Consider the following 17068-nt stretch of genomic DNA (forward strand, 5'->3'; position numbering starts at 1 on the left):
TCCGCCCAGTGTACGCGACGCCCCGGGACGCCCGGCCACGCCCGCTTCGCGGGTGACGGCCCGTGAGCGGGTGGGCGCCACGTACACGGCGGCCGGTACGGCTGCCTGCGCGGGGGCCGTCGCGGGGCCGTGACCGGCTCCGGCCAGTTCCGGCGCGGTGGCCGGTCCCGGCGGCGCGACCGGTTCCGGCGGCGGGGTCAGCCCTGGCGCTCGGACGAGAGCCGCTGGGTGATCGTGTGCTGGAGCCGCTGGAGCCCGGACGTGCCGACCAGGCCGATCTGGCCCTCCAGGTCGCGCAGCAGCACGTCCTCGTTCATCACGGCCTCCGAGGACTGCATCAGCACCGTGCCCTCGCCGGTGAAGTCGAACTGGTGCTCCTCGCCCGACGACCCGCCCACCCCGAAGATCATCCGTGCGGCGCCGAATGCCCCGCGCATGTAGGAGTGGTCGTAGTGGTGGCAGGGGGACGGGCAGTCCGCCCAGCCGAGCAGCGCCTGCGGGTCGACGCGGATCGGCGGCTCGACGAAGTGGACGGGCCCGTTGGAGGCCGCGACGAACCGCCCCGTCCCGATGAGGGTGAGGAAGCCCGGGATGATCGACTGCTTGAGCTCCAGGCCCGGCTCGAACGCCAGCAGGTTGCCCGCGCGGACGGTGAGGTTCCCGTTGTCGAGGTCGAAGGAGTTCACGTCGAACCCCCGGTCGGCCAGGAGGAGCTTGCCCTGCCCCTGCGCGACGATCCAGTCCTGCGCGTACAGCGGGGAGTTGAAGGTGTGGGCGACCAGGGAGTCCAGCGGCCCCGCCGACAGCGCCTCGAACCTGATCTGCCCGTAATAGGCGATCATCTTGCCCTTCTGCGCGAACCACTGCCCGTTGAGGTCGACGCTGAAGGCGTAGGGGTTGACGTTGTCGTTGACCGGGAGCGTCCCGGGGTTCCAGGTCTGCGTGCCGAACGTGCTCACGGTCAGATCTTCCTCTCGCTGGCCTGGACGTAGACGACGCCGGAGCCGCTCAGCTCCAGCTGGAAGCCCTCGCCGGAGCCGCGTCCGATCAGGTCGCGCAGCCCGACCGCCGTGGTGAGCTTGTTCTGCACCTGGCCGCGGTGCGCCACGTACGCCTGCGGGTCGACGTGGACGGGCCGCTGCGGAGTGATCGGCAGCTCCATCACGCCGCCGTGCGACAGCAGCCCGCACGCGCCGTGCCCGGTGAGCGTCGTGGTGAACAGCCCCTGCCCGGTGACCGCGCCCCGGATCACGCCGCGCACGCCGCCCTGCTCGCCCATGAACATCGTCCCCACCTGGAGGGACGCGTCGTGCACCAGCAGCCGGTCGGCCTCGACGTAGAGGGTGTCGGCGCCGTTCAGCTCGACGACCGCGACGTGCAGGCCGCCGTGCCCGAACATGACGCTGCCCTGCCCGGTGACGTGCATCATCGCGGTCCGCTCGCCGGCGACGGCGCGGCCGAGCGTGCCGCCGATGCCCTGCCCCGCCGTGGTGGACGGCGCGAACGCCACCGGCCCGGTGTAGGCGAGCATCGCGCCGCGCCTGCTGTAGACCTCCTGCCCCGGGCCGATCGGCACCTGGAGCATCTTGGAGTTGATCGACTGGTATCCCGGCATCAGATCTCCAAGATTCCGCCGCGCTCGGCGGGCTGGACGTAGACCAGGCCGTGGCCCTGGTAGCGGAACTGCACGCTCTCCCCCGATCCCTGGCCGATCACCGTCCGCCAGTTGACGTCGGTGACGACGTCCTGCTGGAGCTGGCCGTGGTGGGCGACGTAGGCGTGCGGGTCGACGCACAGCGGCGTCTGCGGCGTCACCTCCAGCGCGATCGCCGGGCCGTCCGACAGCACCGCGACCGTGCCGTGCCCCTCGACCTTGGTGGTGGCGAGGCCCTGCCCGGTGCCCATCCCCCGCAGCCCGATGAACTGGACGCCGGTCTTCAGGCCCCCGTCCAGGGCCAGCAGGCTCTCGGACTCGACGAACAGCGTGTCGCCCGTGAGCTGGACGAGCGTGACCTCGGTCGCCTCGCTCGCCAGGTACACCGTCCCCTGCCCGGTGATCTCCATGAGCGTCATGCCCTCGCCCGCGATCTTCCGCTTGAGGGCCCCGCGCAGGCCCTCGCCGCCCGTCATGCCCTGCCGTTTGAAGGCCATCTGGCCCTCGTAGGCGACCATGGAGCCGTTCAGTGCCCGGACCGTCTCCCCGGCGAGGTCGACGGCGAGCATTTTCGAGCCGTTCATTCGAAAGTGCGCCACGGACGGAGAACATACCGGCACCGGGGCCGCGCGCACCGGCGCGTTGCCGGTCCGCGTCGGCGGCGTTTCGGGGAGGATGGTCACCATGTGGATCGCTCCCGAACGCCGCAGCCTCAGCCGGTGGGCCGTACCCGGGCTCGTCCTGGCAGCGGGGGTGGTGGTCGGAGCCGTGCTGGCCGCCGACGGGCGGAGCGGGACGGCCCTGACCGCGCTCGCCGCGCTCACCGGGTACGCGGGCTACCTCGCCTACCGCCGCAACGAGCCCGCGCTGCCGCTCGGCGAGGGCTTCGGCTCGGGCCACCGGGCCCGCGCCCACCTGCGCGCCGCCGCGATGACCGGCGACGTGGTGACGGTCGCGGTGGTGGCGGCGCTGGTCGTCCAGGCGCTGCGCGGCGCCGACATCGCCCCCTACGCCTGGCTCGCCGCGCTCGCGGGCGGCACCTACCTGCTGTCGGCCCTCGCGGGCGGGCGCGGGCTGTAGCCGGGCGGGCGCCGTGCGCCGGGCGTGCGCCAGCCGTCCGTCGGCCGTGCGTCGCCCGTCCGTCGCCCGTCCGTCGCACCGCCCCTCGCACCGCCCCTCGCACGCGCCGCTTGGAACGCTCCTATAGCACATTCTCCGGGGCGCGCACGCCATCGAGGGCCGCCACATGGCGCACACGGCCGGACACGACCCGGTTCCCGCCGGTGATCCATGCCACGACCTGCGATGATGTCCGGCGAATTATGCGTTAACTTCTCCTGACAACCGCCGATTCGGCGTGGTGAGGGCGACATGATGCGGCTGTGTCAGCCGTTGATGTCCTGCTCCCGGCGCGCGCGGTGTTCCATCCGGTGGTCGATCTCGGCACCGGCACCGTCGTCGCCGTGGAAACGCATGCGGGTCCGCCCGCCGCGTCCGGTCCTCCGCCGCGGGTCGACCCCGCCGCGGAGGACGTGCGGCGCGCGGTGGAGGCGGCCCGAGCGACAGCGGACCTGGGCACCCCCCTTCCGCTGCAGATCGGCCTGCGGGCCGAGACCCTGACCCACGGAGACGCATTCCTCGGCGAGCTGCACCACGGGCTCGGGGAGACGGGACGGCGTCCCCAGGAGTTCATCATCTGCGTCGCGGGCGGTTTCCCGCCGGCGCAGCGTCCGACGGTCGCCGCCGCCCTGACCGGGCTGCGGCGGGCCGGCTACCTCGTCGGCCTGGCGGGCCTCGGCGCCGGGCACGCGCCGCTCGACCTGCTCGTGGACGGCGCGTCCTACCTGCTCAAGCTCGATCCGGAGCTGGCCCGCAGATCGCTGACCGAACCCCGGCGCTCGGCGCTGGTGGCGAGCCTCGTCGAGCTGGCGCACCGGCTCGGCACGCACGTCCTCGCGCCCGGCCTCGCGACGCAGGACCAGGTGGTGCACCTGCGCGAGCTGGGGGTCCGGCTCGTCCAGGGGCCCGCGCTGGCCCCGCCGGAGTGGCGGCCGGGGATGCCGATCACGGTCCCCGTCGCGGCCCGCGAGGACCCGGCGCCGCCCGACCCGGGCCTCGGGCTCGGGCCGCGCGTCTCGGAGTTCACGCTCCCGGCGGTGACGCTGCCGCACACCGCGACCGCCCAGGAGGTGCTGACCGCGCTGAACGCCGAGACCGGCATCACCAGCGTCGTCCTGGTGGACGAGCGGCAGCGGCCCCGGTCCACGGTCGACCGGACGCGGTTCCTGCTGCGGCTGTCGGGCGCCTACGGGCACGCCCTGCACGCCCACCGGCCCGCCGCGCGGCTGGCCGATCCGCCGCGTCCGGTGCCGCGCACGGTCCCGGCGGTGGCGGCGCTGCGCGCGGCCGGGCGGGAGGACGAGCGGGTCTACGACGACCTCGTCGTGGTGGACGAGGTCGGGCGCTGCCTCGGCATCGTCCGCGTCGCCGACCTGATCCGCGGCCTGTCCCCGTGACGCCCGGCGGCCCTGAAGATCGCTGAGATCGACGAGGAGGCGTCACAGGAGCCCGGGCGGGATGGGAGCGCCGCCCGGGCGGGCGCGGCCCGCGGCGGCCGTCTCCTGCGCGAGGATGGCCGCCTGGACCCGGCTGCGCAGCCCCAGCTTGCCCAGGATGCGGCTGACGTGGGTCTTGGTGGTGGTCTCCGCCATGTCGAGCCGCCGCGCGATCTCCCCGTTCGACAGCCCCTCGCCGAGGCAGCGGAACACCTCCCACTCGCGCGGGGTGAGGCCGTCGAGGCCGGGCGCCCCGGGCGGCGCCGCCGGGCGCGCCGCGAACGCCCCGATCAGCCTGCGGGTCACCTTCGGCGCGATGATCCCCTCCCCGGCCGCGACGGTCCGCACCGCCTCCACCAGCCGGTCGGCGTCGACGTCCTTCAGCAGGAACCCGGCGGCGCCTGCCCGCAGCGCGCCGAAGACGTACTCGTCCAGGTCGAAGGTGGTCAGCACCAGCACGTCCGCGATCCCGGCGATCTCCCGGGTCGCGCCGATCCCGTCCAGGACGGGCATCCGGACGTCCATGAGCACCACGTCGGGGCGCAGCTCGCGGGCCAGCTCGACCGCGCGGCGCCCGTCGGCGGCCTCGCCGACGACCCGCAGGTCGGGCGCCGCGCCGAGGATGAGGACCAGGCCCGCCCGCACCGCCGCCTGGTCGTCGGCGACCAGCACCTCGATCATGTCGTCCTCTCCTGGTCAAGCGGCAGCTCGGCGTGGACCCGCCAGCGGCCCGCGTCGGGCCCGGCGGCGAACTCCCCGGCCAGCATCGCGGCCCGCTCCCGCATCCCGATCAGCCCGCTGCCCGAGCCCGGCAGGCGCGACCCGTCCCGCCCGAGCGGGCTCACCACGTCGATCACCACGCGCCGCCGCCCGTACTCGACCCGGACGTCGGCCCGCCCGGGGCCCGCGTGCTTGAGCGCGTTGGTCAGCGACTCCTGGACGATCCGGTAGGCGGCCAGCTCGACCGCCGCGGGCAGCTCCGGCGCCTCCCCCGCCACCTCCAGCCGGGCCGACAGGTCCGGACGCGCCGTCCGCGCGACGAGGGGCCCGAGCTCGGCGAGCCGGGGTGCGGCGGGCGGGTCCTCCTCGTCGCCGCCGTCGCGCAGCAGCCCGATCATCCGGCGCATCTCCGCGAGCCCCTGGACGCTGTTCTCCCGGATGACCTCCATCGCCCGGTCGATGCCGTCCCGGTCGAGGTCGCGCACCTTCAGCACCGCCGAGGAGTGCAGCGCGACGGCGCTCAGATGGTTGGCGATCACGTCGTGCAGCTCCCGCGCCATCCGGGCCCGCTCGGCGCCGACCGCGGCCCGCCGGTCCAGCTCCGCCAGCCGCGCCACCTGCTCGGCGCGCTCCCGCTCGGCCTCGGCCTTGAACCGGTGCTCGCGGACGGCCATCGCGGTCAGCACCGGCGCCATCCACGTCACCCCGGCGAGCGCGCCGCCCAGCACCCCGAGCGACACCTGGCCGAGCGCGATCCCGGACCCGACCGCGACCACCAGCGTCGCCGCGCACGTCGTCGCGAGCAGCCACTCCGCCGTCCGCCGCCGCCCGTACAGGCTCGCCGCGTACAGCACGTCCCCGTAGATCACCGCCGTCGCGAAGCTCGGGCCCATGAGCACGTCGGCGAAGTTGAACGGCGTGGCGAGCGCCAGCGCCGTCAGCGGCGCGCGCCGCCGCAGCAGCAGCGCCGGGAACAACCCGAGGAGCGGGAGGAACCGCCATTCGCGCGCCGGGTTCCAGTCCTGCTCCCACGTCGTGTACCCGTGCACTCCGATCATGAGGAGGCCGCCCGCCAGCCCCGCGAGCGCGATGAGCACGTCCTGGCGGGTGGTGAGTCTGCGGAGCGGGGGCACACCCCCATCTCAGCACCTCCGCCCGGGTGCCCGCGTCCGACCTGGTGACGGCCGCCGTACATCCTTCGGACGACCCGGGAAACCTCAGCCCAGAGGAGGCGCGGGGCGTCCCGCCCGCCCGACCATGGAGGCATGCTCATCGCGGTCATCGCCGGTTGCGAGATCGGCTTCTGGGTCGTCCTCGCCGCCGGGCTCGTCGCCCGGTACCCGCTGCGCCTGCGCCGCACCGGCGCGGCGCTCCTGATGTGCGTCCCGCTGGTGGACGTCGTCCTGCTGACCGTCACGGTGGTCGACCTGCGCGGCGGCGCGACCGCGGGCTTCGGCCACGGCCTGTCCGCCGCCTACGTCGGCTACTCGGTCGCGTTCGGCCACAGCATGATCCGCTGGGCGGACGAGCGGTTCGCGCACCGCTTCGCCGGCGGCCCCCCGCCTGGGGAGAAGCCCAAGCACGGCCGGGCGCGGGCCGCCTACGAGTGGCGCGAGTTCGTCAAGGCGGTCGTCGCGACGGCCCTGTCCTGCGGCATCCTCCTGCTGATGATCGCCATCGTCGGCGACGCGGACCGCACCGAGCAGCTCAGCGGCTGGCTCACCCGCCTCGGCGTCGTCCTGGCGATCTGGTCGCTGTGGCCGATCACCTACACGATCTGGCCGGCCAAGCCCAAGAAGGGATCCGCCACGAGCCCCGCCGACCGCACCCCCCGGGCGTGAACCGGCAGAGCGACTCGCCCATCCGCCGCTTGAGAAACCGGGTCGGCGGAGTTCCTCAGATACACCTGAGGCCGCGTCCGTGGGCGGGACGCGGCCTTCGGGGGTGCGTGGGTCAGACGTTGAAGCCGAGGGCGCGGAGCTGGTCGCGGCCCTCGTCGGTGATCTTGTCGGGGCCCCACGGCGGGAGCCAGACCCAGTTGATCTTGACGTCCTTGACGAGGCCCTCCAGGGCGCTGTGGGCCTGGTCCTCGATCACGTCGGTGAGGGGGCAGGCGGCGCTGGTGAGGGTCATGTCCAGGGTCGCGACCTCGGCGTCGAGGTTGACGCCGTACACCAGGCCGAGGTCCACGACGTTGATGCCGAGTTCGGGGTCGACGACGTCCTTGAGCGCCTCAAGGATCTCGTCCTCCGCGGGGACGGCCGTGTCGGTGGTTTCGGTCATGATGCCTCTCCGAGAGCGCGGGCGGTCGCGTCCTTCCACGCCATCCAGGCGAGCAGGGCGCACTTGATGCGGGCGGGGTACTTGGAGACCCCGGCGAAGGCGATCGCGTCCTCCAGGACGTCCTCGTCGGGCGCGATGTCCTGGCCGCGCGACTGCATCAGCGCCAGGAACTCCTCGCCGACCGCCATGGCCTCCTTGACCGGCTTGCCGATGATCAGGTCGGCCATCACCGAGGCGCTGGCCTGGCTGATCGAGCAGCCCATGGCGTCGTAGGAGACGTCGGCGACCGTGGCGTCCTGGCCCGAGCCGTCGAGGTGCACGCGCAGCGTCACCTCGTCGCCGCAGGTCGGGTTGACGTGGTGCGCCTCGCCCTCGTACGGCTCCCGCAGCCCCTTGTGGTGGGGGTTGCGGTAGTGGTCCAGGATGACCTCCTGGTACATCGCCTCCAGCTGCATGTCGTCCTTTCGTGCCTTTCTCGCTTCAACCGGGGCCGCCGCCGGGCTGTTCCTCAGGCGGTGCCGAAGAACTTCTGCGCCTGGCGGACCCCGTCGGCGAGCGCGTCCACGTCGGCGAGGTTGTTGTAGAGGTAGAAGGTCGCGCGGGTGGTCGCCGGGATGCCGAAGCGGCGGCAGATCGGCCACGCGCAGTGGTGCCCGACCCGGACCTCGACGCCCAGGTCGTCCAGCACCTGGCCGACGTCGTGCGGGTGGATGTCCTCGACGGTGAACGCGACGGCGCCGCCGCGGGCCTCGGTGGTGCCGGGGCCGATGATCCGGACGCCCGGGATCTCGCCGAGCCGCTCCAGGGAGTAGCCGGTGAGGGTCCGCTCGTGCTCGTGGACGCGGTCCATGCCGATGTCGGCGAGGTAGTCGCAGGCCGCGCCGAGGCCGATGGCCTGCGCGGTCATCGGGACGCCCGCCTCGAACCGCTGCGGCGGCGGCATGAACGTCGTCGACTCCATGTGGACGGTCTCGATCATCGACCCGCCGGTGATGAACGGCGGCATCGTCTCCAGCAGCTCGCGGCGGCCCCACAGCACCCCGATGCCGGTCGGGCCGAGCATCTTGTGGCCCGAGAACGCCAGGAAGTCGGCGTCCAGCTCGCCGACGTCGACCGGCTGGTGCGGGACGGACTGCGCCGCGTCCAGCAGGACGAGCGCGCCCACCGCGTGCGCCCGCGCCGCGATCGCCTTGGTGGGCGGAACGGTCCCGAGCACGTTCGACTGGTGCGTCAGCGCGACGATCTTCGTGCGCTCGTTGACGAGCGTGTCGAGGTCGGCCAGGTCGAGGCGGCCGTCGTCGGTGATGCCGAACCAGCGCAGGGTCGCGCCGGTGCGGCGGCACAGCTCCTGCCACGGGACGAGGTTGGCGTGGTGCTCCATCTCGGTCACCACGACCTCGTCGCCGGGGCCGACCCGGAAGCGCTCGGCCTCCGCGCCGGCGGTGGCGGCGTTGCTCATCGCGTACGCGACCAGGTTGATGCCCTCGGTGGCGTTCTTGGTGAACACGATCTCGCCGGGCGAGGCGCCGATGAACCGGGCGATCGAGGCGCGCGCGTTCTCATACGCCTCGGTCGCCTCCTCGGCGAGCTGGTGCGCGCCCCGGTGCGGGGCGGCGTTGTAGCGCTCGTAGAACTCGCGCTCGGCGTCCAGGACGCGGAGCGGCTTCTGCGACGTCGCGCCCGAGTCCAGGTAGACGAGCTGGCGCCCGTCCCGGACGGTGCGCTGCAGGAGCGGGAAGTCCTTCTTCAGCTCCTCGGGCAACAGGGTCATAGCGCCGCGCCCGCCTTCGCGTACTTCTCGTAGCCCTCGTTCTCCAGCTCGTCGGCCAGCTCCGGGCCGCCCTCGGCGACGACGCGGCCGCCGGAGAACACGTGCACGAAGTCGGGCTTCACGTACCGCAGGATGCGCGTGTAGTGGGTGATGAGCAGGACGCCGGTGCCGGCGCCGGAGGAGAAGCGGTTGACGCCCTCGGAGACGACCTTGAGCGCGTCGACGTCGAGGCCGGAGTCGGTCTCGTCCAGGACGGCGATCTTCGGTTTGAGCATCTCCAGCTGGAGGATCTCGTGCCGCTTCTTCTCGCCGCCGGAGAAGCCCTCGTTCAGGCTGCGCTGCGCGAACGCGGGGTCGATGGACAGGTCGTCCATCGCCTTCTTCATCTCCTTGGAGAACTCGCGCAGCTTCGGCGCCTCGCCGCGGACGGCGGTGACGGCCGAGCGCAGGAAGTTCGACACCGAGACGCCGGGGACCTCGACCGGGTACTGCATCGCGAGGAACAGCCCGGCGCGGGCGCGCTCGTCGACGGACATGCCGAGCACGTCCTCGCCGTCCAGCGTGACGGTGCCGGCGGTCACCTCGTACTTCGGGTGCCCGGCGACGGCGTAGGCGAGGGTCGACTTGCCGGAGCCGTTCGGCCCCATCAGCGCGTGGGTCTCACCGGCCTGCACGGTCAGGTCGACCCCGCGCAGGATCTCCTTGGTCCCGTCGGAGCCGTCGGCGACGGAGACGTGGAGGTCGCGGATCTCTAGCGTGGCCATAATGCGTGCTGTTCCTTAGTCGTCGGAGCCGAGCGAGACGTAGACGTCGCCGTCCTCGACCTTGACCTTGTAGGTGGCGACCGGCTGCGTCGCCGGCGGGTTCGTGGGCTTGCCGGTGCGCAGGTCGAAGCAGGACCCGTGCAGCCAGCACTCGATCGTGCCGTCGTAGACCTCGCCCTCCGACAGCGAGACCTCGGCGTGCGAGCAGATGTCGTTGAGCGCGTAGAGGTCCTCGCCGCTGCGGGCGATCGCGACCGGGGTGTCGCCGACCTCGACCGCCAGCGCCCCGTCGGCGGGGACGTCGGCGAGCGGGCAGACCTTCACGTAGGTCATCGGGCCGCCCCCCGGTCGAGCTCGGCCTCGATGGCCTCCCGGACCTTCTCGCGGACCTCGGCGACCTCGATGCGCTCGATCAGCTGGCCGAGGAACCCGCGCACCACCATGCGGCGCGCCTCGTCGAAGGTGATCCCCCGGGCCTGGAGGTAGAACAGGTGCTCGTCGTCGAGCCGCCCGGACGCGGACGCGTGGCCCGCGCCGGCGACCTCGCCGGTGAGGATCTCCAGGTTCGGCACCGAGTCGACGCGGGTCCCGTCGGTGAGGACGAGGTTGCGGTTCAGCTCGTAGGTGTCGGTGCCCTCGGCCTCCGCGCGGATGATCACGTCGCCGATCCAGACGGCGTGCGCGTCCTCGTCCTGGAGGGCGCCGCGGTAGTCGACGCGGCTGCGGCAGTTCGGCACCGTGTGGTCGACCAGCAGGCGGTGCTCCAGGTGCTGGCCGCCGTCGGCGAAGTACACCCCGTACAGCTCGGCGTCGCCGCCGGGCGCGTCGTAGCCGACCGACGGGGAGATCCGCACGAGGTCGCCGCCGAGCGAGACGTTGTGCGAGACGAACCGGGCGTCGCGGCCGAGCCGCGCGTGCTGGTGGGAGACGTGGACGCTGCCGTCCGCCCAGTCCTGGAGGCTGATCACCGAGAGCCGCGCGCCGTCGCCGACGACGAACTCGACGTTGTCGGCGTAGGTCGCCGAGCCGCGGTGCGCGAGCACGACGGTCGCCTCGGCGAACGGCTCCAGGATCACGGTGGTGTGCCCGTAGGCGGCGGACGAGTCGTCCTCGCCGCGCAGCCGCAGGACGGTCGGCGCGGACGCGACGGCCTCCTTCGGCACGGTCACGACCGTGGCGTGCGTGAACGAGGCCCACGCCTGGGCGCTGACGCGGTCGGCGGGCACGTAGGCCTTGCCGAGGCGGGCGTCGTCGCGGCCGACCGTCTCGACGGTGACCTCCGGCGGCGCCTCGGCCTCCAGCACGACCTTGCCGTGCGCCTCGGCGGTGCCGTTGTGCAGGCCGCGCAGGCGCCGCAGCGGCGTGAACCGCCACTCCTCCTCGCGGCCCGTGGGCACGTCGAAGTCGGCCACCTCGTAGGACGCCTTGTCGTGCAGCGTCGACAGAGGCCTGGTGTCGAGCCCCATCAGCCGACGGCTCCTTCCATCTGCAGTTCGATGAGCCGGTTCAGCTCCAGGGCGTACTCCATCGGCAGCTCGCGCGCGATCGGCTCGACGAACCCGCGCACGATCATCGCCATCGCCTCGTCCTCGGTGAGGCCGCGGCTCATCAGGTAGAACAGCTGGTCCTCCGACACCTTGGAGACGGTGGCCTCGTGGCCCATCTCCACGTCGTCCTCGCGGACGTCCACGTAGGGGTAGGTGTCGGACCGGCTGATCTGGTCGACGAGCAGCGCGTCGCACTTGACCGTGGACTTGCTGTGCTCGGCGCCCTCCTGGATCTGCACGAGGCCCCGGTAGGACGTGCGGCCGCCGCCCCGCGCCACCGACTTGGACACGATGGTCGAGGAGGTGTTCGGCGCCGCGTGCACCATCTTGGCGCCCGCGTCCTGGTGCTGGTCCTCGCCGGCGAACGCGATCGACAGGGTCTCGCCCTTGGCGTGCTCGCCCAGCAGGTACACCGCCGGGTACTTCATCGTGACCTTGGAGCCGATGTTGCCGTCGACCCACTCCATCGTCGCGCCCTCGTAGGCGACGGCGCGCTTGGTCACCAGGTTGTAGACGTTGTTCGACCAGTTCTGGATCGTGGTGTAGCGGACGCGGGCGTCCTTCTTCACGACGATCTCCACGACGGCCGAGTGCAGCGAGTCCGACTTGTAGATCGGAGCGGTACAACCCTCGACGTAGTGGACGTAGGAGCCCTCGTCGGCGATGATCAGCGTCCGCTCGAACTGGCCCATGTTCTCGGTGTTGATCCGGAAGTAGGCCTGGAGCGGGATCTCCACGTGCACGCCCGGCGGGACGTAGATGAACGAGCCCCCCGACCACACGGCGGTGTTCAGCGCGGCGAACTTGTTGTCGCCGACGGGGATCACCGACCCGAAGTACTCCTGGAAGATCTCCGGGTGCTCCTTCAGGCCCGTGTCGGTGTCGAGGAAGATGACGCCCTTCTCCTCAAGGTCCTCGCGGATCTTGTGGTAGACGACCTCGGACTCGTACTGGGCGGCGACGCCGGCGATGAGGCGCTGCTTCTCCGCCTCGGGGATGCCGAGCTTGTCGTAGGTGTTCTTGATGTCCTCGGGGAGCTCCTCCCAGGACGCCGCCTGCTTCTCGGTGGAGCGGACGAAGTACTTGATGTTGTCGAAGTCGATCGCCGACAGGTCCGAGCCCCAGGTGGGCATCGGCTTCTTGGCGAACAGCCGCAGCCCCTTGAGACGGAGGTCGAGCATCCAGTCCGGCTCGCCCTTCTTGGCCGAGATGTCGCGGACGACATCCTCGTTCAGACCCCGGCGCGCGGAGGCACCCGCGGCGTCGGAGTCGGCCCAGCCGAACTTGTACCTGTCGAGCCCCTCCAGCTCGGGGTGGGCTGCAGTAGTCATAGGGACGTCCTCCCGGACTCCTCGTCAGTGTGCGATGTCTTTTCAGGGGCCGGCGTCGTTGCGGAGGCCGGCGGCTCGGGGGAGCGCTCCCCCGCGTCCCCCTCGGGGGCGGGCCCACCCGCGCCCGGCCCGCACAGCGAGCGGGAGCTGACGTGGGTGGTGCAGATCCCGTCGCCGTGCGCGATCGTGGCCAGCCGCTGGACCGGGGTCCCGAGCAGCCGGCTGAACGCCTCGGTCTCGGCCTCGCACAGCTGCGGGAACTCCGCGGCGACGTGCGCGACCGGGCAGTGGTGCTGGCACAGCTGCTCGCCCGCGCCCTGCGGCGCCTTGGCGGCGGCGGCCGCGTAGCCGTCGCCCGACAGCGCCTCGGCGAGCGTGCGGACCCGCTGGTGGGGCGGGGCCGCCTGCACGACGGGGCGGTAGCGCCGCTCCAGGTCGGCGATCTGCCGCCGGGCGAACTCGGCGACCGCGTGGTCGCCCGCCCGCTCGGCGAGGAAGCGCAGGGCGCTGGAGGCGAGGTCGTCGTAGGCGTGGACGAACGCGCTGCGCCCGGCGTCGGTGATGGCGAACCACTTGGCGGGACGGCCCCGGCCGCGCCGGGCCTGCGTCCGTGCCTTGCGGACCTCGATCATGCCCTCGGCCAGCAGCGCGTCCAGGTGCCTGCGGATGGCGGCCGGCGTGAGGCCGACGCGCTCCCCTAGGGTGGACGCGGTGACCGGGCCGTGCTCCAGGATGAGCCGGGCGACGCGGGCGCGGGTGTCGCGCTCGGTGTCGCCGCCCGCCTGCCGCCCGCCTGCGAGCCCGCCTCCACCGCCGTGACCAGGGACGGAAGGCACGCCTGAGGGCCGCGCGACGGCGGCCTCCGCGTTCGTCCGATCCTGGCTCACGTTTTTCACAACATCAGTGTGCCGTAATTCCTTCCTGCGAAACACCGGAATCCCGATGTCGTACCTCACGCAGGCAAGCCTTGCCTAACCTTGACCTTCGCCGGGTGTGGCCCGGGGCGGCGGGACCGGCGTGATCAGCCCTGCGGCTCCGACGGGAGCGACGGCACCGCGCCCCGGGGCAGGACGAGCACCGGGCACGGCGCCGCGCGGACGATCTTGCCGGAGCCCTCGCCGAGGAACACCTTGCGCAGCGGGCCGTCGTTGCTGGACAGGCAGGCCAGCACCTCGCCGGGCAGCATGTCGCAGGAGCCGAGGGCCGCGGCGACACCGGTCCCGACGACGGCCTCGGTCTCCACGGCGGCCTTCCCGAGGCCGCCGGAGCCGCCCGCGCCGCTCCCCCCGCCCTGGCCGTCCGGGTCGTCGGTGAACAGGGCGGCGGCCTGGGCGAGGCCCTCCTCGGCCTGGGCGAGCTGCCGGGCCATGAGCTCGTCGGCGCCGCGGAACCGGGCGGCGAGGCCGGGCGGGCGCAGCACCAGCGTGAGGAGCCGGATCGGCAGCCCGAGCACCCGCGCGAACCCGGCGGCCGAGGCGAGCGGCCCGCCCGCGTCGCGGTGCCGCCAGTAGGCGATGGTGAGCCGCTCGAACCGGGGCGGCGCCTCCTCGGCGTAGCCGCGCGGCGCGAGCAGGACGGGCACGGGCGAGCCGTGCAGCAGCTGGTCGGCGGTGCTGCCGATGGCGATCCGGCCGCGGCGGCCGCGCGGCGCGGAGCCGATCACGATCAGCCCGGCGCCGGTGTCGCGGGCGACCTCGATCAGCCCGCGCCCGCTGCCCCGGTGCGCGTGGACGCGCCGGGTCACCCCGTCCCGGAGCGAGAGGGGGTAGAGGTGGTCCAGGGCCTGGTCGAGCGCGGCGTCCGAGCGTTCGCGCAGGTAGGACACCCACTCGGCGTCGACCGAGCCGGGCCCGCGCGCGGGCCAGGCGGGCGGGTGGATGTTGGCCACGGTCAGCGAGCCCTCGGCCGCCCGGACGAACCGCGCCCCCAGGGCCAGCGCGTCGTCGCCGCGGTCGTCGGGCGCGTACCCGACGAGGACGCGCATTCCGTCCCGGTCGCTCATCGGTTCTCCTTCCGGTTGCCGGGGGCGAGCCGCGAGTGGCGCCGCCCGTAGAGGGCGTAGGCGGCGAGCCCGACGAGCGTCCACAGCAGGAACACCATCCACGTGACGCCGCCGAGCCCGACCATCAGGTACACGCAGAACCCGACGCCGAGCAGCGGCGTCACCGGGTAGAGCGGTGTCCGGAAGCTGCGCGGCAGGTCGGGCCTGGTCCGCCGCAGCACGATGACGCCGACGCTGACCAGCGAGAAGGCGAACAGCGTGCCGATGCTGGTGGCGTCCACGAGGCGGCCGAGCGGGACCGCCGCGGCGAGCACCGCGATGAAGGCGGCGACGATCAGGGTGTTGGCGACGGGCACGGCGCGGCGCGGGCTGACCTTCTGGAACACGTGCGGGACGAGGCCGTCCCGCGACATCGCGAACAGGATGCGGGTCTGCCCGTACATGACGGTGAGCACGACGCTGGCGATCGCGACGACCGCGCCGAGCGAGAGGATCATGGACGGCCAGGAGCGCCCGGTCGCCTCGTCCAGCACCCGCGCGAGCGAGGCCTCCGAGCCCGACAGCTCGAACCGGGTCCAGTGCATCGCGCCGACGGCGGCGAGCCCGACCAGCACGTAGACGGCGGTCACGATCGCCAGCGACAGCACGATGGCGAGCGGCAGGTCGCGACGGGGGTTGCGGGCCTCCTCCCCGGCGGTGGACGCGGCGTCGAAGCCGATGTAGGAGAAGAACACCTTGGACCCGGCGGCGCTGATCCCGGCCCAGCCCATCGGCGCGAACGGGGTCAGGTTCCCGCCCCGGAACGCGGTGAAGGCGACGGCGCAGAAGAACAGCAGCACGGCGATCTTGAGGAACACCATGACCGTGTTGGCGGTGGCGCTCTCGGACGTGCCGCGCAGCAGCAGGAACGTCGCGATCGCCACCACGGCGACGGCGGGCAGGTTGAGGACGCCGCCGCCCTCGCCCGGCGAGTTGCTGATCGCCGCGGGCATCGTGACGTCGAACGCCTTGGCGAAGAACTCGTTCAGGTAGGAGCCCCAGCCGACCGCGACCGCCGACACCGAGACCGCGTACTCCAGCAGCAGGCACCACCCGCACACCCACGCGACCAGCTCGCCGAGCGTCGCGTAGGCGTAGGAGTAGGACGAGCCGGACACCGGGATCGTCCCGGCCAGCTCGGCGTAGGACAGGGCGGAGAACAGCGCGGTGACCGCCGCGAGGACGAACGCCAGCACGACGGCCGGGCCCGCCTTCGGCACCGCCTCGCCCAGCACGACGAAGATGCCCGTGCCGAGCGTCGCGCCGACGCTGAACAGCGTGAGCTGGAGCAGGCTCATCGACCGCCGCAGCTCGCCGCCCTCGCCCTGGCCGCCCTCGGCGACGATCCGGTCGACGGGCTTGGTCCGCAGCAGCTCCCGCACCAGCCCGCGCCCCGGGCCGTGGGGGGTGCCGCCGGTGGGGCTCGCGGTGGCGGTCACAGCGTGCTCTCCAGCGGCCAGGTGGCGTTCGGCGTGATGATCGTCCCGGCCGCCCCCGCCAGGATCCGCTCGCACTCGTCGAGCCGCCCGATCGCGGCCATGTCGCCGGTCCGCTCGACGAACCCGGCGGCGGCCTCGACCTTCGGCCCCATCGACCCGGCGGGGAACTCCTCGGCGCGCAGCTCGTGCGGGGTGGTGTGCCCGATCCCCTCCTGGCGGGACGTCCCGAAGTTCCGCATGACCTGCGGGACGTCGGTGAGGATCAGCAGCGCGTCCACCTCCAGCGTCTCGGCCAGCACGGACGCGGTGAGGTCCTTGTCGATCACCGCCTCGACGCCCTCCAGCCGGCCGACGTCGTTGCGGAACACCGGGATCCCCCCGCCGCCCGCGCAGACCACGACCGCCCCGCTCCGCACGAGCAGCCGGATCAGCCGGGTCTCGATCACCCGCTGCGGCCGCGGCGAGGGCACGACGCGGCGCCACCCGGCGCCGCCGTCCTCGGCGACCGTCCAGCCGTACTCGGCGGCGAGCCGCTCCGCCTCCGCACGCGGGTAGACCTGGCCGACGAACTTGGTGGGGCGCTCGAACGCCGGGTCGACCGCCGACACCAGCGTCTGGTTGATCATGGCGACGACCTGGCGGCCCGGGAGCGCGTTCTGCAGGGCCTGGAGCATCCAGTAGCCGATCATGCCCTGGGTCTCGGCGCCGATCGTGTCCAGCGGGTAGGGGCGGGTCAGCGCGGCGTCGTTCACGCTCTCCAGCGACAGCACCCCGACCTGCGGCCCGTTGCCGTGCGTGAGGATCAGCTCGTGCCGCTCGGCGAGCGGCGCGAGCGCCCGCACCGCCGTGTCGACGTTGGCCCGCTGCAGGTCGGCGTCGGGCGTGTCGCCCCGCTTGACCAGCGCGTTCCCTCCGAGCGCGACCAGTACGCGCATACCCCTCGCCCGTCCCCTCCCGGCGGCC

19 protein-coding genes are annotated in these 17068 nt (G+C 73.0%); 3 read left to right on the forward strand and 16 right to left on the reverse strand.

Annotated features, from left to right (window positions below; genetic code table 11):
• Positions 1-197: 197 nt before the first annotated feature.
• The 3 genes from GNZ18_RS14205 to GNZ18_RS14215 are packed head-to-tail and all read right to left on the reverse strand — an operon-like array spanning position 198 to position 2253.
• Positions 198-959 carry an AIM24 family protein gene (locus GNZ18_RS14205; protein ID WP_214619192.1) on the reverse strand — a complete coding sequence of 254 codons (762 nt, stop codon included), beginning with the start codon at positions 957-959 and terminating at the stop codon, positions 198-200.
• Between the two features lie 2 nt (positions 960-961).
• Entirely contained in the window at positions 962-1615 is a 654-nt protein-coding gene (locus tag GNZ18_RS14210) for an AIM24 family protein (protein WP_156216836.1), read from the reverse strand.
• A complete protein-coding gene (locus GNZ18_RS14215) occupies positions 1615-2253 on the reverse strand; it encodes an AIM24 family protein (protein ID WP_242893555.1) in 639 nt (212 codons plus the stop codon). Before GNZ18_RS14215 ends, GNZ18_RS14210 begins: the two co-directional genes overlap by 1 nt.
• An 85-nt stretch (positions 2254-2338) precedes the next feature.
• Between GNZ18_RS14215 and GNZ18_RS14220 the strand changes: the two genes are divergently transcribed.
• Positions 2339-2734 (forward strand): ABC transporter permease, encoded by a 396-nt coding sequence (locus GNZ18_RS14220; RefSeq protein ID WP_156216837.1) that lies wholly within the window; start codon positions 2339-2341, stop codon positions 2732-2734.
• Positions 2735-3036: 302 nt separating this feature from the next.
• Complete coding sequence (locus tag GNZ18_RS14225; RefSeq protein WP_156216838.1) at positions 3037-4170, forward strand: EAL domain-containing protein; 1134 nt, start codon at positions 3037-3039, stop codon at positions 4168-4170.
• Between the two features lie 42 nt (positions 4171-4212).
• Here GNZ18_RS14225 and GNZ18_RS14230 read toward each other — a convergent pair whose 3' ends face one another.
• Both GNZ18_RS14230 and GNZ18_RS14235 read right to left on the reverse strand, forming a co-directional pair.
• Entirely contained in the window at positions 4213-4890 is a 678-nt protein-coding gene (locus GNZ18_RS14230) for a response regulator (protein WP_156216839.1), read from the reverse strand.
• Positions 4887-6062 carry a sensor histidine kinase gene (locus GNZ18_RS14235; RefSeq protein ID WP_308166195.1) on the reverse strand — a complete coding sequence of 392 codons (1176 nt, stop codon included), beginning with the start codon at positions 6060-6062 and terminating at the stop codon, positions 4887-4889. The genes GNZ18_RS14230 and GNZ18_RS14235 overlap by 4 nt, the downstream gene beginning before the upstream one ends.
• A gap of 132 nt (positions 6063-6194) precedes the next feature.
• Here GNZ18_RS14235 and GNZ18_RS14240 point away from each other — a divergent pair, with 132 nt between their 5' ends.
• Entirely contained in the window at positions 6195-6770 is a 576-nt protein-coding gene (locus GNZ18_RS14240) for a hypothetical protein (RefSeq protein ID WP_156216840.1), read from the forward strand.
• Between the two features lie 112 nt (positions 6771-6882).
• Here GNZ18_RS14240 and GNZ18_RS14245 read toward each other — a convergent pair whose 3' ends face one another.
• The 11 genes from GNZ18_RS14245 to arcC all read right to left on the reverse strand — a co-directional run bounded on the left by GNZ18_RS14245 (position 6883) and on the right by arcC (position 17040).
• Positions 6883-7212, reverse strand: coding sequence for a metal-sulfur cluster assembly factor (locus GNZ18_RS14245; protein WP_156216841.1), 330 nt, complete (start codon positions 7210-7212; stop codon positions 6883-6885).
• Positions 7209-7667, reverse strand: coding sequence for a Fe-S cluster assembly sulfur transfer protein SufU (sufU, locus tag GNZ18_RS14250; protein WP_156216842.1), 459 nt, complete (start codon positions 7665-7667; stop codon positions 7209-7211). Before sufU ends, GNZ18_RS14245 begins: the two co-directional genes overlap by 4 nt.
• Before the next feature lie 53 nt (positions 7668-7720).
• Complete coding sequence (locus tag GNZ18_RS14255) at positions 7721-8983, reverse strand: cysteine desulfurase (RefSeq protein ID WP_156216843.1); 1263 nt, start codon at positions 8981-8983, stop codon at positions 7721-7723.
• Positions 8980-9747: a Fe-S cluster assembly ATPase SufC gene (gene sufC, locus GNZ18_RS14260; RefSeq protein WP_156216844.1), complete on the reverse strand. Its 768-nt coding sequence runs from the start codon at positions 9745-9747 to the stop codon at positions 8980-8982. The genes GNZ18_RS14255 and sufC overlap by 4 nt, the downstream gene beginning before the upstream one ends.
• A gap of 15 nt (positions 9748-9762) precedes the next feature.
• Positions 9763-10080, reverse strand: coding sequence for a bifunctional 3-phenylpropionate/cinnamic acid dioxygenase ferredoxin subunit (locus GNZ18_RS14265; RefSeq protein ID WP_156216845.1), 318 nt, complete (start codon positions 10078-10080; stop codon positions 9763-9765).
• Entirely contained in the window at positions 10077-11213 is a 1137-nt protein-coding gene (gene sufD, locus GNZ18_RS14270; RefSeq protein WP_156216846.1) for a Fe-S cluster assembly protein SufD, read from the reverse strand. The genes GNZ18_RS14265 and sufD overlap by 4 nt, the downstream gene beginning before the upstream one ends.
• The gene (gene sufB, locus GNZ18_RS14275) at positions 11213-12625 is read right to left on the reverse strand and encodes a Fe-S cluster assembly protein SufB (RefSeq protein WP_156216847.1); all 1413 of its coding nucleotides are present in this window, start codon (positions 12623-12625) and stop codon (positions 11213-11215) included. The genes sufD and sufB overlap by 1 nt, the downstream gene beginning before the upstream one ends.
• Positions 12622-13512, reverse strand: coding sequence for a helix-turn-helix transcriptional regulator (locus tag GNZ18_RS14280; RefSeq protein WP_312874510.1), 891 nt, complete (start codon positions 13510-13512; stop codon positions 12622-12624). Before GNZ18_RS14280 ends, sufB begins: the two co-directional genes overlap by 4 nt.
• Before the next feature lie 134 nt (positions 13513-13646).
• Positions 13647-14627, reverse strand: coding sequence for a universal stress protein (locus GNZ18_RS14285; protein WP_156216848.1), 981 nt, complete (start codon positions 14625-14627; stop codon positions 13647-13649).
• Complete coding sequence (locus GNZ18_RS14290; protein WP_376766268.1) at positions 14624-16105, reverse strand: amino acid permease; 1482 nt, start codon at positions 16103-16105, stop codon at positions 14624-14626. The genes GNZ18_RS14285 and GNZ18_RS14290 overlap by 4 nt, the downstream gene beginning before the upstream one ends.
• Positions 16102-17040 carry a carbamate kinase gene (gene arcC / locus GNZ18_RS14295; RefSeq protein ID WP_156216849.1) on the reverse strand — a complete coding sequence of 313 codons (939 nt, stop codon included), beginning with the start codon at positions 17038-17040 and terminating at the stop codon, positions 16102-16104. The genes GNZ18_RS14290 and arcC overlap by 4 nt, the downstream gene beginning before the upstream one ends.
• Between the last annotated feature and the right edge of the window lie 28 nt (positions 17041-17068).

This window comes from Actinomadura litoris (assembly GCF_009733595.1).
In the GTDB taxonomy this organism is placed as follows: domain Bacteria; phylum Actinomycetota; class Actinomycetes; order Streptosporangiales; family Streptosporangiaceae; genus Spirillospora; species Spirillospora litoris.